Origin of the sequence: Mucilaginibacter pedocola (genome assembly GCF_002013915.1) — a bacterium.
GTDB classification, from domain to species: Bacteria; Bacteroidota; Bacteroidia; order Sphingobacteriales; family Sphingobacteriaceae; genus Mucilaginibacter; species Mucilaginibacter pedocola.
In genome coordinates, this window is record NZ_MBTF01000004.1 from 219602 (window position 1) to 245690 (window position 26089).

The following is a 26089-nucleotide window of genomic DNA, read 5'->3' on the forward strand; positions in this document are numbered from 1 at the left end:
GATAAAATTTTAATTACGAATTATGTATATACATTTTTACATTTTTTCGCATTGAATAATGTTTTGCTTTAACTACATTTGAAAAAGCGAACCCGCTGTAAACCCTTTTTTGTTGATCTATGTTCCGGAAGTTGTACCTCGTTTGGCTGTTGATGGCCGGTTGCGTTTTGTATACCCTGCATGCCTGTAATTCGGCGGGGCAGCAAACGGCCGAGGAGCGGATGCCCGATACCATCAGTTACAATTTTAACATCCGCCCCATCCTGTCGGATAAGTGCTTTAAATGCCATGGCCCGGATGCCGCTCATCGCGAAGCAGGGTTGCGTTTAGATATCCCCGAGATGGCCTTTGCCGCCCTGCAGGATAACCCTACTGCCCATGCCCTCGTCCCCGGCGACCCGGACCTGTCGGAGGTGTACCGCCGCATTGCTACAAAAGATACCGCCGAGCAAATGCCGCCGGTATCATCTAATCTAAAAAAACTTTCCCCTTTTGAAGTGGACCTGGTGAAGGCCTGGATAAAGCAGGGTGCCAAATACGAAAAGCATTGGGCTTTTGTTGCACCCCGCGTAGTAGCCGTGCCCAAGGTGGATAATGCCGAATGGCCAAAGAATGCGATCGACAACTTCGTACTGCAAAAAATGGAGCAGAAGGGTTTTGAACCCAATGCCGAAGCGGATAAAGAGCGCCTGCTGAAACGCCTTTCACTGGATCTTACCGGCTTGCCGCCTTCGCTCAAAATGATGGACGACTTTATGGCCGACAAAAGCCCCAATGCATATGAGAAAGCAGTGGATAAACTAATGGCTGCCCCTCAGTATGGCGAAAAGATGGCCTTGCATTGGCTGGATGTTTCGCGCTATGCCGATTCGCACGGTTACCAGGATGATAACTACCGCAGCCAGTGGCCCTGGCGCGATTGGGTGATACATGCCTATAATGAAAACCTGCCCTACGATAAATTCATCACCTGGCAACTCGCCGGCGACCAAATACCCAACGGCACCAAAGAACAATTGCTGGCAACGGCCTTTAACCGTAACCATAAAATTACCGAAGAAGGTGGCGTGATAGACGAAGAGTACCGCGTTAGCTACGTAACCGACCGCACCAATACCTTCGGCAAGGCCCTGCTGGGCATGACATTGGAATGCGCCCATTGCCACGACCATAAGTACGACCCTCTATCGCAGAAAGAATACTACCAAGTGCTCGCCTTCTTCAATAGCGTGAAGGAAGCGGGCCTGCAATCGGTAGTTGGCGGCCCCGAAACTTACGCCAAACGCCCCATGATGCAGATAAGCAATGATGAGGCCAAGAACGTGCTGAAATTCATCAACAAACAGGATACCGATAAACTCATCGTATCTATAATGGCAGATAGCGAGTATGTGCGCAAAACCTATGTGCTTAACCGTGGCAATTATGATTCGCACGGCGAAGAGGTGAGCATGGGCACACCTAAGTCGATCTTGCCGTTTACCGCTAACTATCCTAAAAACAGGCTGGGCTTGTCCGAGTGGTTGTTCAACAAAAAGAACCCGCTTACCGCCCGCGTTTTTGTGAACCAAACCTGGCAGGAGTTTTTCGGCAAGGGCATTGTGAAAAGCTCGGGCGATTTTGGTATGCAGGGCGACCTGCCCACTCATCCCGAACTGCTTGACTGGCTGGCCGTTGACTTTATGAACCACGGCTGGGATATGAAGCGCCTGGTGAAACAAATTGTAATGTCGGCCACTTACCGTCAGTCGGCAGCAGTAACTCCTGATAAACTAAAGAACGACCCTGATAATATTTACCTGGCGCGTGGCCCGCGTAACCGTCTGCCTGCCGAGTTCGTTCGCGACCTGGTGCTGGCCAGCAGCGGCTTGCTGAACCCTAAAATAGGCGGGCCAAGCGTAAACCCTTACCAGCCGCCGGGCCTTTGGGAAGCCGCCACATCGGGCAGGGGGCAATTGGCAAACTACAAACAAGTGCACGGTCCCGATTTGTACCGTCGCGGTATGTACACGTTAATCAAACGTACTGTGCCGCCGGCATCAATGGCTATTTTCGATGCCAGCAACCGCGACCAGTGCGAGGTGAAGCGCCTGCGCACCAATACGCCGCTACAGGCATTAGTAATGCTGAACGACCCAACCGTGCTGGAAGGCGCCCGCGTATTGGCCGCAAAACTTTTGCAGGATAACAGCAACGCGAACGATAAACTCACCAAAGCATTCAGGTTGATCATGTGCCGCCATCCGCAGGAAAAAGAACTGGCGATATTAACGGCCTACTATAACGACGAGTTAAAAACCATGACCAAGGCGGATGCTGCCAAATTGCTTAAGGTGGGCGAGTACCCCATACCACCGAATGCCGATAAGGTGAAACTGGCCGCTATGATGAAAGTGGTTGATGCGATATACAATTTAGAAGAAGCGATAACAAAAACCTGATATGGAAAAGGAATATTTAGAGAATCGGTTGAATATAAACCGGCGCAGGTTTCTTTCGAGGCTTAGTTTGGGCATTGGCAGCGCGGCATTAGGCTCCTTGCTTATCCCCGATCTGTTTAGTGGCAAGGGTAGCGAGAGCGAAGCCGATTTTATACCCGGCATACCCAACTTTGCACCAAAGGCCAAACGGGTGATATACCTTTTCCAGGATGGGGCACCATCGCAGTTAGAGTCGTTTGATTACAAGCCTAAGCTGCGCGAAATGATGGGGCAGGAGTTACCACCTTCGGTACGCGGCAACCAGATATTAACCGGCATGACGGCCAAGCAGGCATCATTCCCGCTGGTAGGTTCGTTTTACGATTTTAAGCAATACGGCGAATCGCGCGCCTGGATAAGCGACCTGTTCCCGCACATTGGTAAAATAGCGGATGATATATGCATCATTCGCACCATGAACACAGATGCCATAAATCATGACCCTGCGCTTACTTTCTTTCAAACCGGTGCCCAGCAAGGCAACCGCCCCAGTATGGGCTCCTGGGTGAGCTATGGGCTCGGCAGCGAGAATAAAAACTTGCCTGCCTTCACCGTGCTGCTATCCAAAGGCAAAGGCAACGGCCAGGGGGTGTATTCTAAGCTTTGGAGTAACGGCTTTCTTGATTCTATTCACCAGGGCGTGCAGTTCAGCAGTGGCGAGGACCCTATTTTGTACCTGAACGACCCTGAAGGATTGAACAGGCACGAGCGCCGCAAAATGCTGGACAACTTGGCCGCGCTGAACGATATCAGCTACAAAGAGTTTGGCGACCCTGAAATAAACACCAAGATACAGCAATACGAGATGGCCTACCGCATGCAAACCGCGGTGCCCGAGATAATGGATGTATCAAAAGAATCGGACGATATCGTAAAAATGTATGGCCCCGAATGCCTTATTCCCGGCACCTACGCGGCCAACTGTTTACTGGCGCGCAAGCTATCAGAAAACGGCGTGCGATTCATACAACTATACCACCAGGGCTGGGATCAGCATAGTAACCTGCCGCAGGAAATGGCCGGTCAAGCCAAGGATGTTGACCAGGCATCAGCAGCATTGGTAACCGACCTTAAACAACGCGGCCTGCTGGATGAAACCTTAGTGATATGGGGCGGAGAGTTTGGCCGTACCAACTACAGCCAGGGCAAACTGGAAGCCGCCAATTACGGCCGCGACCATCACCCGCGCTGCTTCAGCATATGGATGGCAGGCGGCGGCATAAAACCGGGCATAGTCTACGGCGAATCTGACGAGTTTGGTTACAACGTGGTAAAAGACCCCGTGCACGTACACGATTTCCACGCCACCATCCTCAACCAGTTAGGCATCGACCATACCAAGCTCACTTTCAAGAGCCAGGGTCGCAGGTATAGGCTTACCGATGTGGCAGGCAATGTGGTGAAGGGGATAATAACGTAGGTGCATAACCTCGAGCCCCTCTAAATCTCCCCTGAAGGGGGAGACTTGAAAAAAGATGTTGCCAATAAAAATCCTGTAAAATCATATAATCCTTAAATCGTGTCAATGGAGAGAAAAGAATTTATAAAACGTACCGCCGTGCTATCAGCCGGCCTTATCATCACAAAAAATATGTTCGCAAAAAATGACGGCCCCGTTTACGGGCATGGCAATATGCGCTATAAACTGGATAAACAGTGGGCTAAAGCCGACCCGCTGAAGAACCCCGTGAACGATTGCCACGAGATGGTGCAGGATAGCAAGGGGCGTATTTTGTTGCTGACCAATGAGACGAAGAACAATGTGATGATCTTTAACAAGTCGGGTAAGTTGCTGAGCACCTGGGGTCACGATTTCCCGGGGGCGCATGGCTTAACCTTGTTTAACGAGAACGGTACTGAATACCTTTTCATTACCGATACCGTAAAGCACCAGGTATACAAAACCACACTTGATGGTAAACTGCTGATGACTATTGACGTACCGCTGGAAACCGGCGTTTACAAAAAAGCAGAAGAGTTTGTGCCTACCGAAACGGCTATAGACAGCAACGGCGATATTTACATTGCCGACGGTTACGGTGCGCAATACATTACCCATTACGATAAGGATGGTAAGCTGAAAGGCTTTTTCGGCGGCAAAGGCGAGGGCGATGAGCATTTGGATAACGCCCACGGTATCGTGATCGATCGCCGTTACGGCGCACCAACTCTGCTGATAACTGATCGTACCCGCAATTGCTTTAAGCGCTTTAGTATGGATGGCAAGCTGCAGGAGATCATTAAACTGCCCGGTGCCTGCGTGTGCCGACCCGTTATAAAAGGCGACCATTTGTATGCTGCTGTACTGCGCTCACCGGATCTGGGCAAAGAGAACTCGGGTTTTACCACCATCCTTGATAAGAATAACAAAGTGGTATCTAACCTCGGTGGTACCGAACCCGTTTATACCGATGGTGTATTGCAACCCATGGCTCAAGCCGAAAAGATATTCCTGAATCCGCACGATGTATATGTAGATAACGACGAGAACCTGTACGTGGCGCAGTGGGCATCGGGCAAGGTATATCCTTACAAATTTACAAGGGCCTAATCTTTTAGCACCACGCAGCATATATGAAGAGCAGCCATAAAGGTTTTGCCGATGGGGCACTATTTGCCCTCAATATTTTCATTTTGGTTTTACTGCTGGCCGGCGATGCACTCGCCGTGCCGCAATGGCTGCAGCCTGTTGGGCGCATGCACCCTCTGGTGCTGCATTTCCCAATTGTGATACTGATGCTGGCCATGCTGATGGAGTTCTTCCGTTTCCGGGCCGAATTTGCTAACGAGCGGCTTTACCAGGCCTTTACCGATTATTTGCTGGTGCTGGGCGCGCTGTTCTCATCCATAACTGTTATTATGGGGCTGCTGCTATCGCGTGAGCAGGGTTACGAGGGTAGCAACCTGCAATGGCATAAATGGTTCGGTGTGGGTGTAGCTTTTGTCGGCTATGGCGTTTACCTTATCCGCAATCGGGAACGGTATACGACAACTATTGCCAAAACGGGCGCTTTGGTCACTATTTTCTGCCTCATTATGGCGGGGCACTTCGGCGGTAACATTACCCATGGCGACGATTTTGTTTTTGGCCCCGTGATGGATAACAGCAAAAAGCAAGTAACCATGAACGAGGCACTGGTATACCGGGATGTGATAGCACCCATCTTCGAGGCCAAGTGCCAGAGCTGCCATAATGCTGATAAAACCAAGGGGGGATTGAAACTGACCGACGAGGAGTCGATACTGAAGGGCGGAAAAAAAGGAAAACTATTCGTTGCCGGTAACCCTAAGATAAGCCTGTTGCTGCAGCGCATTCACCTGCCCGAGGGCGATAAAAAGCACATGCCTCCGGTAGGCAAACCCCAACTCACCGAAGAAGAGCAAATGCTGCTTTATTTTTGGGTGAAGAACAACGCCGGTTTCAAAAAGAAGGTGATAGACCTGCCCGCTACAGATTCGCTGCGTATCGTCGCGGCATCTTTCCTGAAGCCTGCCGAAAGTACTGAGGAGCAATACGATTTCTCGGCAGCGAACGAAAGCGATATTCAAAAACTGAACAACAACTATCGCGTAGTTTACCCGTTGGCCAGCGAATCGCCAGCACTTGGGGTGAATATCTACAACAAAAGTACATACAACGTAAAAGCGCTGGAGGAGCTAAGCCCGGTAAGCAAACAAGTAGTATCGCTGGACCTGAATAAAATGCCCGTAAAAGATGCCGACCTGAAAGCCGTAGCCAAACTGCCAAACCTGCGCAAACTGGTGCTTAACTTCAGTGATGTTACCGGCAAAGGAATCAAAGAGTTAAGCGGGTTGAAATACCTACGCTCGCTATCGTTAGCAGGAGTGAAGCTGAAGCCGGAAGATGTTAAGCAAATAGCAACCATCAAGAGCCTTACCGAGCTTGCCCTTTGGGATACCGGCCTGCAACCTGCCGACCTGAAAGCCCTGCAAGCGGGTAATAAGCAACTAAAGGTATTGACCGGCTTTAAGGATGATGGCAAGCCCGTAAAACTCACCAACCCGCAGCTGAAGAACAAAGCCGTAATATTTGCTGATACCTACCCGCTGGAGTTAACAAACCCGATAAAAGGCACCGATATCCGATACACCACCGATGGTACAGGGCCTGATAGCCTCAAATCAACATTTTATAAGCCCGGAGCAGTAATTACACAAAGCACAGTTGTAAAGGCACGGGCATTTAAAACCGGTTGGCTAAGCAGCGATACGGTGCAGTTCAATTTATATAAATGCCGTTACACGCCTGATAGCGTACTGTTTATTACAAGACCAGATGATAAGTACAAAGCCGACGGTGCCAAAACCCTCATCGATAAAGAGCTGGGCGGAACGAGCTTTGGCAACGGCAAATGGCTGGGTTCGCAAAAGGACCTGGCGGTAATGATGTGGTTCAACAAACCTATAGAGATGCATTCGCTGGAGGCCAACACCATGCGGAATATAGGCTCACAGATATTTTTGGCTGATGGCATGGAAGTTTGGGGCGGGGCAGATGCAGCGCACCTGAAGTTATTGGGTACCGTTAAAACAGCCACTCCGCATAAGGAAGATCCGTTCGGGTTGGTGCCCTTAACTATTAAACTTAAAACAGCCGAAACCGTATCCTGCATTAAACTGGTAGCCAAACCCATTAAATCAGTACCCGAATGGCACCCTTCTAAAGGTAAACCGGGCTGGGTATTTGTGGATGAGGTGTTTATCAATTAGTGAGTAGCGTCCTGCGTTGCTTTAAAATACGGCTTAACACACCCTGCCAACACATCCCATCTCTAAGGGGGGAGGCTGAGCCTGGTTAGCTTTGGTTCCCCTCTTGAGAGGGGTTAGGGGTGTGTTTGGAGACGATGCAAAGCGGATTTGCAAGTTCGCTAACACACCCCTGCAGCCGCACGATACCTTCGCACCCCCTCTCAAGGGTAACTATATAGCAGCTGGGACAAAAGTTATTTAGCTTTAGTTTTATTAATGTAAACGCCAATTGAAAATTTGATTCTATTAGCATTGCTATTTGTAGTTTTTTGGTCTTTATTTAACCCTACATTAAATACATTGGCCACGCTAAGTTTACCACCAGCGCCAGTTGTATTTGTATCATCATAGGAAACATTAATATCGAAATCAACTACTATTCCTTGTTCAGATATATAAGACCAGTTATCCTTTTTGATTTCGTCACTGCCCTCTCTGATTCCTATAGTTATTTCGGAAAGTGTTTTTGATATAAATTCTTTAAGTTCCATGATGATACTTGTTTAAGTTATTGGTAATTAGTATTTTTGTATTGGAGTTAACCCTCTCGTTGACCGAAATTAGTACGGTGTACAACGGAAAAAAGTAGCGAGAGAGGTGTTTAATTCGACTATTGCAAATTGTTTCTAAGTATTCCGCTTGTGTAGTGCTTTATTTTAGATATCTCCTTATTGAACTGGTCGATGGTATACTCCATAACTTCTGCTTTATCCCTAAAGTTAACTAATCTAATAGCGAAATTCTCGCGCTTATCTGCCAAATGATAATGCGCAAAAGCGTTCCGTATAACCTGCAATTTTCTAATCTCTTCGACTATTTTACCGCTTGGATATTTCTTGGTTCCAGTTGGCTTAAACCCCGTGGAATCCATTCGTTTATCGAGTATCGTTTTTAATGCGGTCCTTTTAGCATCAAACGATAATCGCTCAATTATCACCTCTATCATTTCATAATTTTTAGCAGGGCTCCCCATGAAGTAATCAGCCAAATAATATTCTATAGCTTTTTCGAGGGTGGCGAATTCAGATATAAAAATACCCCTATACTCATCTTGCGTCATATCGGTTTAGTTTTTCAGTCCCACAATATGCATAATTATTTTCAAATTTATTTGTCCCATATTGTTATTAATATTATATTTGTAGTGTTAAAACGATACAGCAATGACAACTCAATTTAAAAGCCTTATTCAAGTGTTAGACTACTTCAAAGAAGAAAGCACTTGCATTGCGTACCTTGCTAAAAGCCGTTGGAACGATGAGCCAGCTTGCCCACATTGCGGTAATGTTGGTGCATATATCACCAACAGGGGCTACAAATGCAAGGCTAAAGAGTGCTATAAAAAGTTTACTGTAACTACTGGTACTATATTCGAGAATACCAAAATCTCTTTACGCCTTTGGTTCGCTGCTATGTATCTATGCACCGCCCATAAAAAAGGTATTTCGTCATTGCAATTAAGCCGCGACTTAAACATTACTCAAAAAACTGCATGGTTCATTTTACACCGTATTCGTGAAATGCTGAATATCCGCAACACCGAAAAATTAACTGGAACTGTTGAGGTTGATGAAACATACGTAGGTGGTAAAACACGTAATAAACACGCTAAAAAACGTGAATTAGATAATGCAAAAGGTACAGGTTCGGTTAACAAAGTGCCAGTAGTTGCTATGCTGCAACGGGATGGTAGGGTAGTAACTGTAGTTAGCCCTATTGCAAATGGTGAAACCATTAAACCGTTTATCTATGCAAATGTTGAAGCGGGTGCAACCGTTTATACCGATGGCTTTGGTGCATACAAAGGCCTTGATAAAGTTTATACACACGAGGTTGTACGCCACGACGCTGGCGAATACGTTCGCGAAAACGGCATACACACCAACACTATAGAGGGCTTTTGGAGCCAACTAAAACGTGGTATTATCGGAATTTACCACAACGTAAGCCCTAAACACTTACACCGCTATTGCCATGAGTTCGGCTACAAATACAACACCCGTAAAGCAAAAGATGTTGTACGATTTGAAGATGCTGTAAAAAATGTTAACGGCGTGCGCTTGACTTATGCAAATTTAATTAAGTAACTTTGAGACAATGGATAAAAAAGAGCCTGAAAAAAAGCCGCCTAAAAAGCGAGCGGAAAAATACGACGAGAAAGTTAAATTTGAGGGTACGTTGGAACAGATGATTAATATAGCTGTTCACACACAATTACCTAAAAAAGAGACTAAATAATACTGTACTGTTACTTTATTGCATCCTTAAAATACCACAATTAGCGATGCTCGCAATAAAGGCCATGTACGTCCGAAATGGCGTAGCTGTGTCTATTTGCGAGCATGGGGAGTGGTATCCCTTAGGGTGCGAAAGATATTCGGTTACGCCATATTTTTTAACCCTTAAAATACCACAAAATGAAAACAATCCTAACCTTGTTACTGGCATTCGTATGCCTTGGCGCGTCTGCGCAGGGTGTTAGACACCTCGTTACCGAAACAGCAAAAGTTAAAGATAAGCCCGAACCCATAGGCAATGTATTGGGAGAGATAAACAAAGGCGATACGGTCAACGTATTGGGTTTTTTTGAGGGCTATTGGATACTAAATTATAAATCTAAACAAGCCTATGTAAGTGAACTGTTTTTCCCTGCCACGCCCGATATAGTAGCCGCTAAAGATGATTGGGATAAACGCCACCACGTTGTTAAAGTAGAAAAGCCGACGTTCATAAAATTGGGAATAACCACCGATGACATGGTACGGCTTGCCGGCCGCCCAACCGATATTAATTCCACCTACACCAAGGATTATATCCATCAGCAATGGGTATATCAGAAAGAGGGAGAGAAAACAAAATACTACTATTTTGAAAACGGTAAATTGACAGCTATACAGGATTAAAATCCCACAAAGTGTTATATTGGTATCATATTAATTTATTATGAGCCAACCATCACAAGAGGATATCTTATCGGTATTAAAAAACAAACATTTAAACCTTACAAAAATTAGCACTCCAGAAGAACAGTACTTATTTGAATGGATGAGTGCTAATGGTTTAATGCATCCCAAAAACGATACTTATCAAAGCATTACAAATGAAGGGTATGCTTTTATAAGAAACTCTGCATATATAAACCCAGTTCCCATTTATAAAGAGGACTGGGTTTATCAAATCATCTCTGAATTAAGCGAAAGAGAAAAGCAGTTGTATTATACTGGTGATTTATTTCGTTCAGCATATAACGAATTAATAGACGATGGATTTATAACCAGGGGCAGCAACTCATTAACTACAAAACTAACAAGCAAGGGTCGTTTATTTGTTAATAGTGGAAAGTCAAGGTATGAATTTTTGAATGAACAACATATGCCATCTATTCGAATAGGGCACAATATAGGCGGCAGCGTTCACGGCTCCGACCTAAATATAAATCTTCCAAGCACTCCAAACAACACGAATAATAAAGAAAAAAACAAAACCCACATACTTCAAATTATTTATTGGTTAATAGGAATAGCAACCGCTATCGGCGGCCTTTATACATATTTACATTCTAAACATGTATGGATTTTCTAATATACGAAATATATCGTAAATTAGTGTATGCGAACAGATTATATAGCATTCATGAACAGCATTGACCGATTAAGCGGGTATTTGCGCATTAAACTCAACCATGAGCCGTTGCGTAGCTTCTTTAAACTGAAAGGTGACGAACTGATATTTACTAAAGAACTGCCGTCCGAAATAAAGGAGAACGTAATCAACACCCACAAGTACATTTATTTTGTGCAAGAATAACATATAATGTTACTATTTGTTATAATTGTAATAACCATACTAAATTGTATTTCTAATATTTAAAAAGCAGTATATTTGCTAATAAATTTAGTTTTTAAACAGTATTAACATGCCATATTCTGCAATCACCATAGCCGCCGCGTTTGTTCAAAAGGGCATAGATGAGGGCAACCCCATGACCCAAATGAAATTACAAAAATTGGTCTATTTTGCGCATGGTTACAATTTAGCAAAAAGAAACGAGCCGCTCATAAATGAAGAGGTTCAAGCATGGAAATTTGGACCTGTTATCCCTGCCATATACAATGACTATAAAAGATACGGGCGCGAGCCAATTTCTTCATTCGACCAAGTAGAGTCTGTTTATTGTTTTGGTTTTAATGACTCTGTATTGGATAAGGATGCGATAGAGGCATTGGATTACACATGGAAAGCCACAGCCCACTTATCTGCATCAGACCTATCTGCATGGACTCATAAACACGGCTCACCGTGGGCGGAAGTTTATAATCCAAAAGACATGTCAATTCCAATTAAAAAAGAGTCTATAAGACAATATTTCAGAAATTTTTTATTCCCGAATGAGTGACCCGGTAAATCCAAATCAATTAGATTTCAATACCGACGTGCCAGAAGATACGGTGGGTATTGAGGGGGTGTTTGTTGATAACAATCAAAAAAGAACATTAGAATCAGAGAAATTAAAAAGTAGAAAGCAAGACAGAAAGGAAAGAAAATCTTATGCTCATAAGATTTTTGTGTTAATGTGTATGTGGCTTTTTTCTGTTGTAATAATAATCGTTGCATCTGGTAATGGTAGCCTGTATTTTACCGATTCGGTTTTAATAGCTATACTAACAACCAGTAGCGCAAATGTTATTGGATTATTTATTTTAGTTTCTAAATACTTATTCAATCCTAAGTAAGCCACCTGTTTGGGTGGCTTTTTTATTCCTGACTTTGTCCCAAGTTGTATATAGTTACCCTCTCAAGAGGGGAACTTTAGCTACAATGCATTCGTGAATATGCTTTTGAGATGATGTTGAATATTAATCCAAACCTAATCTATCGGCTCCCAAAGCTCAATAGCGTTCCCTTCCGGATCGAGGATGTGGACGAATTTGCCGTAATCGTAGGTTTTAATTTCGTCAGTGATGGTAACGCCTTCGGCTTTTAGTTCTTCTACTAAGGCTTCCAGGTTTTCCACCCGGTAGTTGATCATGAAATCTTTTGTGGATGGCTCGAAGTACTTGGTGTCTTCAGCGAAGGGGCTCCATACGGTGCTCGCTTCCTTGTCGGGGTTGTCGGCATCGCGCCAGTTGAACACCGTGCCGTAGTTAGATACCGGCAGGCCCAGGTTTTTGGCATACCATTCGTTCAATGCAGCTTTATCTTTGCTTTTAAAAAATATGCCGCCGATGCCTGTTACTTTTTTCATGAGTATTTGAGGTTTTAAATTGCCTCCAAAATAATCAAATTCTCCTAAAGCAAAGTATACTTTCAATAACTACCGCACAAAGCTCAACCGTTTACCGTAAATGCTGTTTTTCCCTGGCAAGCTGCATTTATGCATCCCGGGCAGAAGCTTGAGGCTACTATGCAAAACGTTTACGGGAAGGAACTGGTCAATTGGCGGAACAACTCGTTCCATTTTAATAATATAATGCTGATAAATCAGCGTCAAAACATGTTGTAACATGTTTTGATAAATATTTGATATGTAGGTATTTGTGTAGAATTATTTTTGAAATGTGTTAAGTTATGTTAACCCTTATTGCCCAATAACGTCTCCGCAGGGTCTCTTTGCAAAAGGACCCTGCGGCACACGGATGCTGTCAAGCCCCTTAAAGCTTATCGCAAAAAACTCATGCGCTGCCCGAAGATACCATCGGCAACCTTACCACCTTCGTAAGCCACGTTACCCGATACAATGGTATGAGTAACGCTTGCATCAAAAGCCTGCCCCTCAAATGGCGACCAGCCGCACTTGTATAAAATATTATCCTTCTGTACGTTCCATGGTTTATTCAGGTCGACCAGTACCAGGTCGGCCCAGTAGCCTTCGCGGATATAGCCACGTTTTTCTATCTGGAAACAGCGGGCAACGTTGTGCGCCATTTTTTCGGCTATCTGCTCTAAAGTGATCTTGCCTTGTTTGTGTAGTTCCAGCATGGCTACCAAAGCGTGCTGCACCAATGGGCCACCGCTTGGGGCTTGCAGGTAGGCCTGGGCTTTCTCCTCGCTGGTGTGCGGCGCATGATCGGTTGCGATTACGTCTATGCGGCCATCAAGCACGGCAGCTAAAATACCGTCGCGGTCGGCTTCGGTTTTAACGGCAGGGTTCCATTTGATAAGGTTGCCTTTGGTTTCATAATCGGCATCGGTAAACCATAAATGGTGTATGCAGGCCTCGGCGGTTATTCGCTTCTCTTCCAGCGGGATATCGTTCCGGAATAAATGCGTTTCTTTCTCGGTTGATATATGCAAAATATGCAGGCGGGTGTTGTGCTTCTTTGCCAATTCTACCGCCATGCTCGATGACAGGTAGCAAGCCTCGGCACTGCGTATTTTGGGGTGCAATCCTATCGGGATGTTCTCGCCAAGCAGTTGCTTGTAATGTGCTAAATTGCTTTTAATAGTTGCCTCATCCTCGCAATGCGTTGCTATCAGCATAGGCGAGTTGGCGAACAAATTCTCCAGTGTGGTAGGGTTATCCACCAGCATATTGCCTGTTGATGAGCCCATGAACACTTTGATGCCGCATACGTTTTTGGTATCGGTACGCAAAACCTCTTCCAGGTTATCGTTACTGGCACCCATGTAGAACGAGTAGTTGGCAGGGGAGTTCTGCGCCGCTATGGCGTATTTATCCTCCAGCAATTCGCGGGTAAGCGTATTGGGAACCGTGTTGGGCATCTCCATAAAAGAGGTGATACCACCTGCCACAGCCGCGCGCGATTCGGTATAGATATTCCCCTTATGCGTCAACCCAGGCTCGCGGAAATGCACCTGGTCGTCAATAGCGCCCGGGAAAAGGTAAAGCCCTTCGGCGTTAATTTCCCTGTCGGCAGTGGCGTTTATGGATGCATCAATGCGTTCGATGTAACCATCTTTTACAAGTACATCGGCAACGGTTTGTGTGCCTTCGTTAACTATTATAGCGGATTTAATGAGGATAGTGGGCATAGGGCAAAGATAGTTGCTTGTGTATTAGAATCAAGAATTAAGAGCCAAGAATCAAGAGTAGAGGCCAATGCATAACGAACATACTTCTGCTTCTGTCTTGATTCCTGATTCTAAAAGTCTTGACTCTAACGGCTTCCCCAATAATAATTCAGCCCAAAACTAAAATTGCTGTTCAAATTCAGGTTAACCGTAGCGCCGTTAGTTTGGTAGTTGTAATTGTAGTTGAAGTAACCGAAGCCCATGTTGATGCCCAGTTTTTGGGTAGGGAAGAAAACCACGTTTGGCCCGCCGCCTACGTTGAGCGAACCTACTGTAAAGTTGTTGAGCACATGGTTGCTGCTGATGCCCATTTGCGGGTAAATACCGAATTTATCGCTCAGCATCCAGTAATAGCGGGTGTAAATGCCGAGACCAATAATATCGGTATGGTATTTACGCACTGTGCTGTAGTTGGTTGCGGGAGCACTGGCCGAGTAGTAATTATTGGTTTCGGTACCGGATACCCGCGAATAGCCCGGTTGTATGCCAATGGTCCATTTCTTACCCAAAAAGAAACCGAACTCGGGGTTAAGGTTTAGTGTGAGGATGCCGGTATTGTAATACTGCGTAACGCCGAGCGCATAGCTAACGGTTTGCGAATAGCCAGCCTCGTCATAGTTGAGGTACAGGCTACCCCCAACGTATTTGCCGCCTTTGCCAATTTGGGCGGATGCCGCGCCGCCAATAAATAGAACTGTTAGAAGAGTAAGTAGATGTTTTTTCATGTGCTTGCGAAGATAAAATATTAGTCCGGTAAGTCCGAAAGTCAGTGAAGTCAGAATGACGGAAAAAAGCCGTAGAATGTTACAGAGAGGAGTCCGGTAAGTCCGAAAGTCGGTGAAGTCCGGAAGAAGAAGGCATTGTTGTGTCATTAAGCTTTCGTCTTTCGGACTTCCCGGACTTTCCGTCTTCCGGACTGAGAAATTGCGCTTCGCGCAAAATCTGTATCTTTGCCGCCATGGGCCAACCCTTCGAAGAATTTAAATTTAACAGGCAGATATTGAATGCCATTGCCGATGCCGGCTACACCGAGCCTACGCCGATACAGCAAAAGGCTATGCCGCCAATATTGAACGGGCAGGATGTAATGGGCATTGCACAAACCGGCACAGGCAAAACCGCTGCCTACGTATTGCCCCTGCTCATGAAGCTGAAATATGCTCAGGGCGAAAACCCGCGTGCGCTCATTGTATCGCCAACGCGCGAGCTGGCGATGCAGATAGAAGAGAACATTAAAACCTTTGCGGTAAATACCGACCTGCGTGTAGTAGTACTTTATGGTGGCCTTGGCCCCAAAACGCAGATAGAGCAAATAAACAAAGGGGTTGATATTATCGTTGCCACTCCGGGCCGCTTTCTGGATATCTACCTTGCCGGGCACATTGTTACCAAAACCCTACAGGTGCTGGTGTTGGACGAGGCCGACAAGATGATGGATATGGGATTTATGCCGCAAGTGAACCGCATTTTAGAGGTGGTACCTGTTAAAAGACAAAACCTGTTGTTCTCGGCCACTATGTCTGATAAAGTGCACCAGCTTTCGGCTAACTTCCTGGAGTTCCCTACCGTGATAGAGGTTACGCCACAGGCCACCACCGCCGAAACGGTTGATCAGCAATTGTACCATGTGCCCAACATCAAAACCAAAATAAACCTGCTGAAGGTTTTGCTGGATAGGGATGATGATATTAAGAAGCTTATCGTATTCTGTAAAACCCGCGCCGCTGCCGAAGATGTTTACAAGTTTTTGGAGCGCAAATATGGCGAGGAAGGGGTGAAGGTGCTGCATGCCAACAAAGGACAAAACACACGTATCAACTCTATCAACTCGTTCAAAAATGATGAGGTGAAAATACTGGTGGCTACTGATGTGGCTTCGCGCGGTATAGATGTAAGCGATGTGAGCCACGTGATAAACTTTGATGTGCCCGTGGTGATTGAAGATTATGTACACCGCATTGGCCGCACAGGCAGGGCATTCAACTCGGGCGTGGCTATTACGTTCGCTATACCTTCTGAAGAATATTATATCAACAAAATTCAGAAGCTCATCAGGCAAACCATCCCGGTGCATGATATCCCCGAGGGCGTATTTATAGAAGAAACCCCGTATGCCGAGCGCCAGGAGCAAGCTAAGGAGATAGACCTGCAAAAGCGCAAAGAGGACCCTGATTTTAAAGGAGCCTTCCACGAGAAGAAGTCGTTATCGCAAGTGCGAAAATTCGAGGCTAACAAAGCCAAAAAGAACCCTAACCATCCATCAAACAAAAAAGCTACAAAAAATGGCGGACCAAAACGATCAGGCCGTAAACGCTAACCAGGCGCCCCGTAAATTCAGGGTGAGCCCTTTGAATTTTGCTACCGCCGGCTTCTTAATACTGGCAGGCTATATCTTTATTAATGGTGCTAAAATTACGGGCAGCCCTTACGAACATTGGAGCGGCACCATTGGACTCATCTTTGTGTTGTTCGGGATCGTTGTGTCATTTTTGGATATAATTTTCCGTAATTTCTTTACCCAAACCAAAAAGCTATGGATTGTAGAACTAAGCTTTATAACTTTGGTGGCTATAATATTTTTACTTGTAAAATAAATTTCTGTTAATGAAGACCGCTGAAATAAAGCTGACCGTACAACTCGACGATAATAACGTACCCGAAAAAATAATGTGGGAATCTACCGATTCTGCCAACAAAGATGCCCTGCCCGTGCAGGCCTTTATGCTTTCGTTATGGGACAATAGTTATAAAAACACCCTGAAGATAGACCTGTGGACCAAAGACATGCCGGTTGACGACATGAAGCGTTTCTTCTACGAAACCCTGCAAACCATGGGCGATACCTTTTTACGTGCCACCGGCGAGAAGAATATCATAGAAGATCTGCGGGACTATTGCGCCCACTTTGCCGATAAAATGGATATCACAAAATAACAACATACCCATGCGCCTGCCCTCACTCTTATCACTCATTGGCTTTATAATACTTATTGCCGCAACTTATTGCCCCATGCTAAGCGCCTTTGGCCTGCTTACCATGAACGTTTATAAAATGAACCAGCCTTTCGGCTTTTTGCTGTTGTTGGTGGGCGTTATTGGTATATTAACTACTTTCTTCAATCAAACAAAAGTAGCGCGCTTAACCGCCTTTGTTTCGCTTGCGTTGGTTGCTTTGTTGTTACTGGCCGCCTTCCTGAAGGTGAAAACCAGCTTCAGCTTTATACCTTTTAAGGGCATTGCCGCTTACCTAACCAGTAAAATAAAATTCCGCTGGGGATGGATCCCACTTTTTGTTGGGCCGGTATTGGCGGTAATAGGTGCACTGTCATCGCGCAAAAGCCTTATTGTACCGCCGCAAGATACTACTACTGCGGTTTAACTACTCCAAATGTGTTTAAGAATGCCTTTCGTTATAATATATTTAGTTAACGAAGGAATTTTTAAACATATTTGTGCATTACATTAACCACATTCTATCTAAATGTTAAAGCTTTCCTTTCGTAACCAGGTATTAGCGGGTTTCGCCGTTTCTATCATCCTTGTTTTAGTGGTTGGGGTGCTGTCGTTCACCAGTATCAGGCAACTGGAGGACGATACCGTTATGGTTGACCATACCCAAAAGGTAATTAAAACCACCAATAACATCCTGCAATATTTAATTGACAGCGAAACCGGTATGCGTGGTTATGGCGCAACGGCCAATAAGGATTTTTTAGATCCCTATAACGTAGCTGTGCCGCGTATAAACGAGAGTATATCGCAATTGGGTGAAATGATATCTGACAACCCTACGCAGGTAAAGCGGGTAGATTCGTTGAAACAACTGGTTGCACGCCAGTTGGCTATACTGAAGCTGAATATTGATACTCGCGAAGCAAAAGGTTTGGAGTACATGGTGGCCAATCGCATGTTTTTGGCCGGTAAGGGTAATATGGATAGCATACGCGGTATTAATAACCGTGTAATAGAAACAGAGAACAGCCTGCTGGCCATCCGTAAGGCAAGTTCAGAGAAAGCATCTAAACAAGCCGTTTTAATTATAGGCCTTGGCTCGTTTATGTTCCTGGTTATTGTGGTGATTATGTTTTACTACATACAGGGCACTTTTGCAAGGCAGAAGAAAATAGAAGAAGAAGTAAAAATTGCCAATATAGAGCTGGAGAAAGTACTGGCCGAGAACGAGGCCAAAAACTGGCTGCTTACCGGTACCGGTGCTTTGAACGAAAAAATACAGGGCCAGCAAAGCGAGCGCGAACTATCGGAGAATATCCTGTCGGAAGTAGCCAAATATTCTCACGCGCTTACCGGCACCTTTTATTTGTTTAACGAGGGGGAAGAAAGGCTCGACCTGTATGCATCGTACGCTTTTAATGACCCGGCTTCTATCAAAAAGTCTATCCGCATATCCGAAGGCTGGATAGGGCAAGCCGCTAAAGACGAACGCGCTGCGGTAGTAAAAGGTAAACTTAACGATAAAATAGAGATAGGCTCATCCATCATCAGCGAAGAAATCATAGAAAGCTTTGTGGTGCCATTCTTCTTTGATAAAAAGCTGAAGGGGGTAATGGAGGTTGGTTTCCGCGGCGAACTGCAACAGCATATTAAAGATTATATTTTGCTGGTGGCTAACGATATTGGCGTAGCGGTAAATACCGCCCAGGCCCGTACTATAATGCACGACCTGTTTGAGGAAACCCAGCAACAGGCCGAAGAGCTGGAAGCACAACAGGAAGAGATGCGCGTTACCAACGAAGAGCTGATGAACAAAACAGAAATGTTGCAGGCATCGGAAGAGGAGTTGCGCGTGCAGCAGGAAGAGTTGCGTACCATTAACGCCGAATTGGAGGAGAAAGCCAGCTTGCTGGAAGAGAAGAACCAGGCCATTGAAGAGGCACGCCAAAACATCACCCAGAAGGCGAACGAACTGGAAGTTACCGGTAAATATAAATCGGAGTTTTTGGCCAACATGAGCCACGAGCTGCGTACACCACTCAATAGTATTTTGGTGTTGGCGCGTATATTAAAAGACAATAAACCGCTAAACCTGAGCGAAGACCAGATAAAGTATGCCAGCGTAATTTTCAATGCCGGTAACGACTTGTTGGCGCTGATAAACGATATTCTTGACCTCTCGAAGATAGAATCGGGCAAGCTGGATATGCAGAACGAGGATATCCGCGTAAGCGAGATATTGGGCGATGTGCAGAGCTTGTTCGCCGAGATGGCCATGAACAAAAACATTAAGTTCAAAACCGAAGCTTTCGATCTGCCGGCAACTATTTATACAGATAAACAAAGAGTAGAACAGGTTATCAAAAACCTGCTTTCTAATGCCTTCAAGTTCACGCCGGAGGGCGGTTCCATAAGCGTTACTGCAAAGCCGGGCGCAACAGCCAAAACCATCAGCTTTAGTATAAAAGATAGCGGTATTGGCATCCCGGCAGAAAAGCAGAAGATAATTTTCGAGGCTTTCCAACAGGCGGATGGTTCTACCAGCCGCAAATACGGTGGTACGGGGCTTGGCCTGTCTATCAGCCGCGAACTGGCTTCGTTGCTTGGCGGCCACATAACGCTCACCAGCGAACCTGGCGCAGGGAGCGAATTTACCCTCACCTTGCCGTTAGAAGCTGCGCATATACCGCAAGAAACCGTACCAACGGTAGAAACCTTTGTTGCCCCTGCCAGTGTACCGCTTGCGCCTGCTAAAAAGGCTGAAGACGGACGCGAGCCTACGGTGGTGATCGTAGAAGACGATAAAAACTTTTCTATTATTTTGCAGGATTACGCCAAAGAGCACGGCTATAAGCCAATAATGATACACGAGGGTACAGGCGCTTTCGAAATTATTAAAGAGAAAAAGCCCGATGCGGTAATACTGGATATTATGCTGCCCGGTAAAGACGGCTGGCAGATATTGAAAGAACTGAAGAACGACGAGGAAACCATCGGCATACCGGTGCACCTGATGTCGGCAGGGGAGGCGGCTGCTAACCGTGTCCGTAAAGAGGGCGCCATAAGCTTCCTGAAAAAACCGGTAAGCACCGAAACGCTTGATAAACTGTTTACCGATATTATGGTGAACAGTGGCATGCGCTTTAAGCAAATACTATTAGTAGAAGATCATAAAGCCCAAAGCCAGGCCTTGAAAGACCTGATGCAAACGCAGGGCATAACGGTAGATCAGGCCTTCGATGGCGAATCGGCCTTCAGGATGCTGCACGAGAACGAGTACCAGTGCGTGATATTAGACCTTAACCTGCCCGATATTTCGGGGCTTGACCTGCTGGATAAGATAAAAGAGGTAGATAAATTTGCCGCCCTGCCGGTAATTATCAATACCGCTATGGAGCTTGATAAATCATCTGTGAACAGGTTAATGCAATACGCAAACGCCATGGTGGTAAAAACCAGCAAATCGAGCGACAGGCTGATAGACGAGGTGAACCTTTTCCTGAACAAGATAAGCGAAACCGCCGGCGCCGGTGCGCAGGCATCTGCGCCAATATCGCCCAAGAAAACCATTACGGCCAGCAAGGATAACCTGAAAGGCAAGAAGGTACTGGTTGTGGATGATGATATGCGTAATATCTTCGCCCTGAGCAGCGCTTTAGAAGGTTACGACCTGAATGTAGTAATTGCTAACGATGGGGAAGAAGCCATACAAAAACTGGAAGAAGTAACTGATATTGATATTGTGCTGATGGATATTATGATGCCTAAAATGGATGGTTACGAGGCCACCAGGCATATCCGCAAGCAAAACAAATGGGCTAAATTGCCCGTTATTGCCTTAACTGCAAAGGCCATGAAAGACGACCGCGAGAAATGTATTGCGGCCGGCGCTAACGACTATATTACCAAACCGGTAGATATGGACAGGCTTATTGCGCTGATGCAAATGTGGTTGGAGAAATAAAATGAGCGAAACTTTAAGTAAGGATGGCGGGCTAACGGGGGCGCAATTAACAGAACTGATAGACCTTGTAAAAAAAATACACGGATTCGATTTTGGCGATTATACCAAGGCATCGCTTAAACGGAGGCTGGCGCGTATTATGATGCTTAAAAAGCTCTCGTATTACGACCTGAAGCATATTTTGGTGAACGACCCTGCTTTCTTCCAGGAGTTTTTGGAAGAAATAACGGTAAACGTTACCGAGATGTTCCGCGATCCGGCCTTTTACAAGGCACTTAACCAACAAGTGGTGCCATACCTCTCCACCTACCAGCACGCCAAAATATGGTGTGCCGGGTGTTCTTCAGGCGAGGAAGTATATTCAATGGCTATCTTACTGAAAGAAGAAGGGTTGGGTAAAAAATCGTTCATTTACGGTACCGACATCAATACCGAAGTGTTGAAAGAGGCCCGCAAAGGCATTTACAGCCTGCGTAAAATAAAAAGCTATGCCGAAAATTACCTGTTCACAGGTTTGCCCGGTTCTATAACTGACCATTTTACTATTATGTATGATGCGGCGGCTATCCATAGCGAATTGAAGCAGAATACATTGTTTTCGGTACATAACCTGATATCTGATACTATTTTTAACGAGTTTCAGATGATCAGTTGCCGTAATGTGTTCATTTACTTTGAAACCGAATTGCAGGAGCGTATTCTTGATCTTTTTTATAAAAGCCTTTGCCCGCTTGGTTATCTTTGCCTCGGAAATAAAGAAACCATCCGCAGCGATAGTTTCCGTAAGAAGTTTAAAGTGATCAACCAAAAGGAAAATATATACCAGAAAATTGGTGCTTGATACAAAACTGATACAACGCTTCAACCGGTCGAAGATGCTGCTGTTGGGCGGCTCGGCAGGTTCGTTTAAACTGATGTTCAGGTTGGTGAAACTGTTGCCGCATGATTTCAACAAGACGGTTATCATTATCATTCACCGAAAAAAAAATTTTTTTAGCGAAATAGAGAAACTGTTTGCCGAAAATAGCCGTATGTACCTGCGGGAAATTAGTGATAAGGACCCCATTGAACAAAACGCTATATACATAGCACCGGCAAACTACCACACCCTCCTCGAAAAAAGGGGGTATTTTAGTTTAGATGTATCAGAGGCAATATGGTATTCAAAGCCATCAATAGATGTGACATTTGAAAGCGCTGCTGATTCATTTGGAAAAAGCTGTACAGCCATATTATTTTCGGGAGCCAACCAGGATGGGGCAGAGGGGCTGCTTAAGCTGCGCAATTGCGGCGCGCTTACTATTGCCCAGCACCCCGAGGATGCCGAAATGGCCGAGATGCCAAACGCTGCCATCAGCATAGATGGTGCCGAATATATATTACGTACTACTGAGATATTTGAGCTTTTACAAAACGGCACTTAAACCCCCTACACTGAATGACCCCAATAAACATCCTTATTGTTGACGATAGGGAAGAAAATATAATAGCACTTGAAGCGCTTCTGAAAAGGAGCGATATTAAGTTGTTTACCACAACATCGCCCAATGAGGCGCTCAGGATAGCCTGGGAGAACCACATATCTATTGCGCTGGTAGATGTTCAAATGCCCGAAATGGATGGCTTTGAGCTGGTGGAGATGCTAAAATCGAACCCGCGCACACGCGATATACTGGTGATATTTGTTACCGCCATTTCTAAAGAAAGCAAGTATGCCGTAAAGGGCCTTGGTGCCGGCGCGGTAGATTACCTGTACAAACCACTCGATCCGTATATAACATCGGCTAAAGTTGACTCCTTCGTGCAACTGGCACGCCAGCAAGAAGATATTAAAGCAAAAAATACCGAGCTGGAAGATTATGCCATTGTGGTAAAAAACAGCGCCGATATTATTTGCTCGGTAGATGCTACTACACTTCGTATTAAAACCATAAACCCGGCTGTAGAAAAGCTTTTGGGCTTTAAACCGGCCGAAGCTATGGGCCGCAGTATAGTCGACCTTGCTATTGAAGCCGATAAGAGCTCCTTTAAAAAGAAGCTGGGCGAGATCATTCGCGAGAACCAGCAGTTCTCGGTATTCGAGTTTCAGTTCGATACTTTTGATAAGCGCACTATTTGGGTGGATTGCCGGGTTTCGTACCGCAATAAAACGCTGTTTATGAACATCAGCGATTGTACGCCACAGAAAAGCTATCAGCAGCAACTCATCAAATCAAAAGAAGCGGCAGAGTACGGCAAAAAAGTAAAAGAAACCTTTTTGGCCAACATGAGCCACGAGTTGCGCACGCCCGTTAATGGTATTATAGGCTTAAGCAACTTATTGCGCAAAACAGGTGTTACCGAGCAGCAGGGTAACTTGCTGGATATGCTGGAAACATCGTCGCGCTCATTATTGGGCGTTATAAATGATGTGTTGGATATTTCTAAGATAGAGGCCGGTAAGTTCAATATAGTACGTGCGCCAAATAATATCCGTAACATCGTCGAATCGGTACATGGTTTGCTTAAATTCAGCGCCGACGAAAAAAGCATTGAATTTGAACTGGAATTGGGTGATGACCTGCCGGAGGCCATTATGGTAGATTCGTTGCGCATTAACCAGATATTGATGAACCTGTTGAGTAATGCCATTAAATTTACCGACAGGGGCACCGTGAAGCTGAAAGTTGCTGTGCAAGATAGAAAGCAAGACAAAGTTAAGCTTAAATTTACTGTTGAAGACAGTGGCATAGGTATCCCTGCAGACAGGTTGTCGAGCATTTTCGAATCGTTCGAGCAAGCCGAAGATAGTACTGCCAGCAAGTATGGCGGCACGGGTCTGGGACTTACTATTGTTAAGAAACTGATAGAACTGAAAGGCGGCGAGCTTACCGTAAGCAGCCAGATAGGCAAGGGGAGTGTTTTCAATTTTACCAACTGGTTCGATCTGGCACAAGTGCCCGAGCATAAAGCTGTTAAACCGGCTGCTGTACTTACGCCTTTTGATGGGTTGAAGGTATTGGTGGCAGAGGATAATATGATAAACCAGTTTATGCTGGTTAAGATGCTGAAGGATTGGGGTATTACCGTAATGGTAGCCGATAATGGCAACAGCGCCATTGAGAAGCTTAACGAAGATGATTACGACCTGGTACTGATGGACACACACATGCCCGGCATGAACGGCTACCAGGCGGCCCGTGCTATCCGTATGGATTTTGCCGAGCCAAAACGTAGTGTGCCTATTATATCACTTTCTGCAGCTGCTTACGAGCACGAGCACAAAGAGGCCATATCTGCAGGGATGAATGATGTATTGTCTAAGCCTTTTGAGCCGCAACAATTGCACGCTAAAATTGCCAAGCTGGTAGGCGGGAAGATCAGAAAAACAGTTTAGTTTGCCCAACGCCCATAATGCGGGCTTCGTGGTCTAATAGCCATTGTTTGCGCCATAGGCCCCCAGCATAGCCGGTTAAGCTGCCGTTGCTGCCAATTACGCGGTGGCAGGGCACCACTATCCACAAATTGTTTTTGCCGTTGGCTGATGCTATAGCGCGTATCCCCAGCGGGTTATTCATAAATTGCGATTGCTGCCCGTAGGTAATGGTTTTGCCATAGGGAATAGCCAGTAGTTGCTGCCAAACCTGCTGCTGAAAATCGGTACCGGATTGGTTAAGCGGCAGGTCGAACTCGCGGCGGGTGCCTTCAAAATACTCATCCAGTTGTTGCAGGGCAAGGTTGATATGTGGAGAGTCCGAAGGTGTCTCCACGCATTCCTCATCGCGTATGCTAATGGAAGTTATACCGTCCTCATCCGCTCGCACGCGCACAAACCCAAGCGGTGTTTTATGGAAGGCCTCGTACATCGGTTTATAAACTTTCGGCCTTTAAAAGCGATTTGTAATAAACCTTGCCCATGTTCTTGAGGATGAATTTTCGGGGTATAAAATTCATGAAAACATTGCCCACACGGTTCAGAAAGCCCGGAACGTGTACCTGCTTACGCGATATAAAAGCGTTCAAGCCTTCGGTTGCGGCCTGGCCAACGGGCATCAGCCAGCCTTTCAAATCGTTAAAGTTTTTGCCCTCCGTCATTTCTGTAGCAATGCCGCCCGGCGCGTAAATAGAAAGCGATAGTGCCGGGTTTTTTATCTCGACAGACAGCGCATTGGCAAAAGCCATAATAAATGCTTTGGTAGCCGAGTAAACCGCCTGGTAAGGCACAGGGAAGAATGCCGCCATGCTGGAAACGATCATTACACCCGCTTCGGTGTTGGCCTGCTCAAAATGGGCTATCAATCGGCTCGTCATGTACACCACGCTGTTTACGTTGGTTTTCATGATGTTTTCGGTTTGCTCCCAAGGTAGGTCTTTATGGCGCCCGAAATAAGTAATGCCGGCGTTCAGTATAGCGCCGTAGAGTTGCCCGTCGGCTAGGCAGGTATCTATCATACTCACTACATCTGCATGTACCGACAGGTCGGCAACTATTACTTTTACCTGTATGTTGTGGCTGGCTTCCAGTTCGGCTTTAAGCTGGTCGAGTTTATCTTTACGGCGGGCGGCAATTATGAGGTTGGCTTTATGTTTAGCTGCCAGTTGGCGTGCCATTTCCTGCCCAAGGCCCGAGGAGGCGCCGGTAACCAGCACCCATTTATTAGCGAAGTTGAGTTTGTTCATTGAGGAGTATAGAAAATGGGTAATAGAAATATTAAAGTTTTTCTATTACATCAACAAAAAGCTTGGTGGTTTTAGCGATAAATTCAATTGCCAAACCTTCTTTTTTTAATTCGCGGGCGATAGCTAAGGCTTCTTCTAATTTACCTTTTTCGATACCTTCAGTCATGGCGTAGTTGAGGGTGTTTTGATTATCCCACTTATATTTTTGGCTGCTATCGTACATGTCTTTTTC

General features: G+C 45.5%; 27 protein-coding genes. 19 read left to right on the forward strand and 8 right to left on the reverse strand.

Annotated elements, in window-relative coordinates; all coding sequences use genetic code 11:
- The first annotated feature begins 119 nt into the window (after positions 1-119).
- From BC343_RS07980 to BC343_RS07995, 4 genes are all read left to right on the forward strand, one after another.
- Positions 120-2441, forward strand: coding sequence for a PSD1 and planctomycete cytochrome C domain-containing protein (locus BC343_RS07980; protein ID WP_078347229.1), 2322 nt, complete (start codon positions 120-122; stop codon positions 2439-2441).
- Between the two features lies 1 nt (position 2442).
- Positions 2443-3900 (forward strand): DUF1501 domain-containing protein, encoded by a 1458-nt coding sequence (locus tag BC343_RS07985; protein ID WP_078347230.1) that lies wholly within the window; start codon positions 2443-2445, stop codon positions 3898-3900.
- A gap of 105 nt (positions 3901-4005) precedes the next feature.
- A complete protein-coding gene (locus BC343_RS07990) occupies positions 4006-5031 on the forward strand; it encodes an NHL repeat-containing protein (protein WP_078347231.1) in 1026 nt (341 codons plus the stop codon).
- 23 nt (positions 5032-5054) lie between these two features.
- A complete protein-coding gene (locus BC343_RS07995; RefSeq protein WP_078347232.1) occupies positions 5055-7211 on the forward strand; it encodes a c-type cytochrome domain-containing protein in 2157 nt (718 codons plus the stop codon).
- Between the two features lie 233 nt (positions 7212-7444).
- Here the strand turns inward: BC343_RS07995 and BC343_RS08000 are convergent, their stop codons facing one another.
- Complete coding sequence (locus tag BC343_RS08000; RefSeq protein WP_078347233.1) at positions 7445-7741, reverse strand: hypothetical protein; 297 nt, start codon at positions 7739-7741, stop codon at positions 7445-7447.
- 119 nt (positions 7742-7860) lie between these two features.
- Positions 7861-8310 (reverse strand): hypothetical protein, encoded by a 450-nt coding sequence (locus BC343_RS08005; protein ID WP_078347234.1) that lies wholly within the window; start codon positions 8308-8310, stop codon positions 7861-7863.
- 103 nt (positions 8311-8413) lie between these two features.
- Here BC343_RS08005 and BC343_RS08010 point away from each other — a divergent pair, with 103 nt between their 5' ends.
- From BC343_RS08010 to BC343_RS08035, 7 genes are all read left to right on the forward strand, one after another.
- A complete protein-coding gene (locus tag BC343_RS08010; RefSeq protein ID WP_078347235.1) occupies positions 8414-9337 on the forward strand; it encodes an IS1595 family transposase in 924 nt (307 codons plus the stop codon).
- Positions 9338-9347: 10 nt separating this feature from the next.
- On the forward strand, positions 9348-9488 hold the full coding sequence (locus tag BC343_RS30970; protein ID WP_156088742.1) for a hypothetical protein: 141 nt from the start codon (positions 9348-9350) through the stop codon (positions 9486-9488).
- A gap of 179 nt (positions 9489-9667) precedes the next feature.
- Complete coding sequence (locus tag BC343_RS08015) at positions 9668-10153, forward strand: SH3 domain-containing protein (RefSeq protein WP_078347236.1); 486 nt, start codon at positions 9668-9670, stop codon at positions 10151-10153.
- 40 nt (positions 10154-10193) lie between these two features.
- On the forward strand, positions 10194-10832 hold the full coding sequence (locus BC343_RS08020; protein WP_078347237.1) for a hypothetical protein: 639 nt from the start codon (positions 10194-10196) through the stop codon (positions 10830-10832).
- Between the two features lie 27 nt (positions 10833-10859).
- Positions 10860-11057 (forward strand): hypothetical protein, encoded by a 198-nt coding sequence (locus tag BC343_RS08025; RefSeq protein WP_078347238.1) that lies wholly within the window; start codon positions 10860-10862, stop codon positions 11055-11057.
- A gap of 109 nt (positions 11058-11166) precedes the next feature.
- On the forward strand, positions 11167-11646 hold the full coding sequence (locus tag BC343_RS08030) for a Panacea domain-containing protein (protein ID WP_078347239.1): 480 nt from the start codon (positions 11167-11169) through the stop codon (positions 11644-11646).
- On the forward strand, positions 11639-11983 hold the full coding sequence (locus BC343_RS08035) for a hypothetical protein (RefSeq protein WP_078347240.1): 345 nt from the start codon (positions 11639-11641) through the stop codon (positions 11981-11983). Before BC343_RS08030 ends, BC343_RS08035 begins: the two co-directional genes overlap by 8 nt.
- A gap of 134 nt (positions 11984-12117) precedes the next feature.
- Here BC343_RS08035 and BC343_RS08040 read toward each other — a convergent pair whose 3' ends face one another.
- The 3 genes from BC343_RS08040 to BC343_RS08050 form a co-directional block, all read right to left on the reverse strand.
- A complete protein-coding gene (locus BC343_RS08040) occupies positions 12118-12495 on the reverse strand; it encodes a VOC family protein (protein WP_078347283.1) in 378 nt (125 codons plus the stop codon).
- Positions 12496-12908: 413 nt separating this feature from the next.
- Complete coding sequence (locus tag BC343_RS08045) at positions 12909-14243, reverse strand: dihydroorotase (RefSeq protein ID WP_078347241.1); 1335 nt, start codon at positions 14241-14243, stop codon at positions 12909-12911.
- 125 nt (positions 14244-14368) lie between these two features.
- Entirely contained in the window at positions 14369-15007 is a 639-nt protein-coding gene (locus BC343_RS08050; protein WP_078347242.1) for a hypothetical protein, read from the reverse strand.
- Between the two features lie 233 nt (positions 15008-15240).
- Here BC343_RS08050 and BC343_RS08055 point away from each other — a divergent pair, with 233 nt between their 5' ends.
- From BC343_RS08055 to BC343_RS08090, 8 genes are all read left to right on the forward strand, one after another.
- The gene (locus BC343_RS08055; protein ID WP_078347243.1) at positions 15241-16599 is read left to right on the forward strand and encodes a DEAD/DEAH box helicase; all 1359 of its coding nucleotides are present in this window, start codon (positions 15241-15243) and stop codon (positions 16597-16599) included.
- Complete coding sequence (locus tag BC343_RS08060; protein ID WP_078347244.1) at positions 16565-16876, forward strand: hypothetical protein; 312 nt, start codon at positions 16565-16567, stop codon at positions 16874-16876. Before BC343_RS08055 ends, BC343_RS08060 begins: the two co-directional genes overlap by 35 nt.
- Positions 16877-16886: 10 nt before the next feature.
- Entirely contained in the window at positions 16887-17216 is a 330-nt protein-coding gene (gene gldC / locus BC343_RS08065; RefSeq protein ID WP_078347245.1) for a gliding motility protein GldC, read from the forward strand.
- Positions 17217-17226: 10 nt separating this feature from the next.
- Positions 17227-17661: a hypothetical protein gene (locus BC343_RS08070; RefSeq protein WP_143822105.1), complete on the forward strand. Its 435-nt coding sequence runs from the start codon at positions 17227-17229 to the stop codon at positions 17659-17661.
- Positions 17662-17763: 102 nt separating this feature from the next.
- Positions 17764-21198 carry a response regulator gene (locus BC343_RS08075; protein ID WP_078347247.1) on the forward strand — a complete coding sequence of 1145 codons (3435 nt, stop codon included), beginning with the start codon at positions 17764-17766 and terminating at the stop codon, positions 21196-21198.
- A 1-nt stretch (position 21199) separates the two neighbouring features.
- Positions 21200-22039 carry a CheR family methyltransferase gene (locus BC343_RS08080; protein WP_078347248.1) on the forward strand — a complete coding sequence of 280 codons (840 nt, stop codon included), beginning with the start codon at positions 21200-21202 and terminating at the stop codon, positions 22037-22039.
- On the forward strand, positions 22032-22622 hold the full coding sequence (locus BC343_RS08085; protein WP_143822106.1) for a chemotaxis protein CheB: 591 nt from the start codon (positions 22032-22034) through the stop codon (positions 22620-22622). The genes BC343_RS08080 and BC343_RS08085 overlap by 8 nt, the downstream gene beginning before the upstream one ends.
- 14 nt (positions 22623-22636) lie before the next feature.
- Positions 22637-24574: a response regulator gene (locus tag BC343_RS08090; protein ID WP_078347250.1), complete on the forward strand. Its 1938-nt coding sequence runs from the start codon at positions 22637-22639 to the stop codon at positions 24572-24574.
- On the opposite strand, the gene BC343_RS08095 is transcribed toward BC343_RS08090, so the two are convergent.
- The 3 genes from BC343_RS08095 to BC343_RS08105 are packed head-to-tail and all read right to left on the reverse strand — an operon-like array spanning position 24558 to position 26080.
- On the reverse strand, positions 24558-25043 hold the full coding sequence (locus tag BC343_RS08095) for a methylated-DNA--[protein]-cysteine S-methyltransferase (protein WP_078347251.1): 486 nt from the start codon (positions 25041-25043) through the stop codon (positions 24558-24560). The two genes, BC343_RS08090 and BC343_RS08095, sit on opposite strands and share 17 nt — an antisense overlap.
- Before the next feature lie 4 nt (positions 25044-25047).
- On the reverse strand, positions 25048-25857 hold the full coding sequence (locus BC343_RS08100; RefSeq protein ID WP_078347252.1) for an SDR family NAD(P)-dependent oxidoreductase: 810 nt from the start codon (positions 25855-25857) through the stop codon (positions 25048-25050).
- Positions 25858-25888: 31 nt separating this feature from the next.
- Positions 25889-26080 (reverse strand): hypothetical protein, encoded by a 192-nt coding sequence (locus BC343_RS08105; protein WP_238381728.1) that lies wholly within the window; start codon positions 26078-26080, stop codon positions 25889-25891.
- Between the last annotated feature and the right edge of the window lie 9 nt (positions 26081-26089).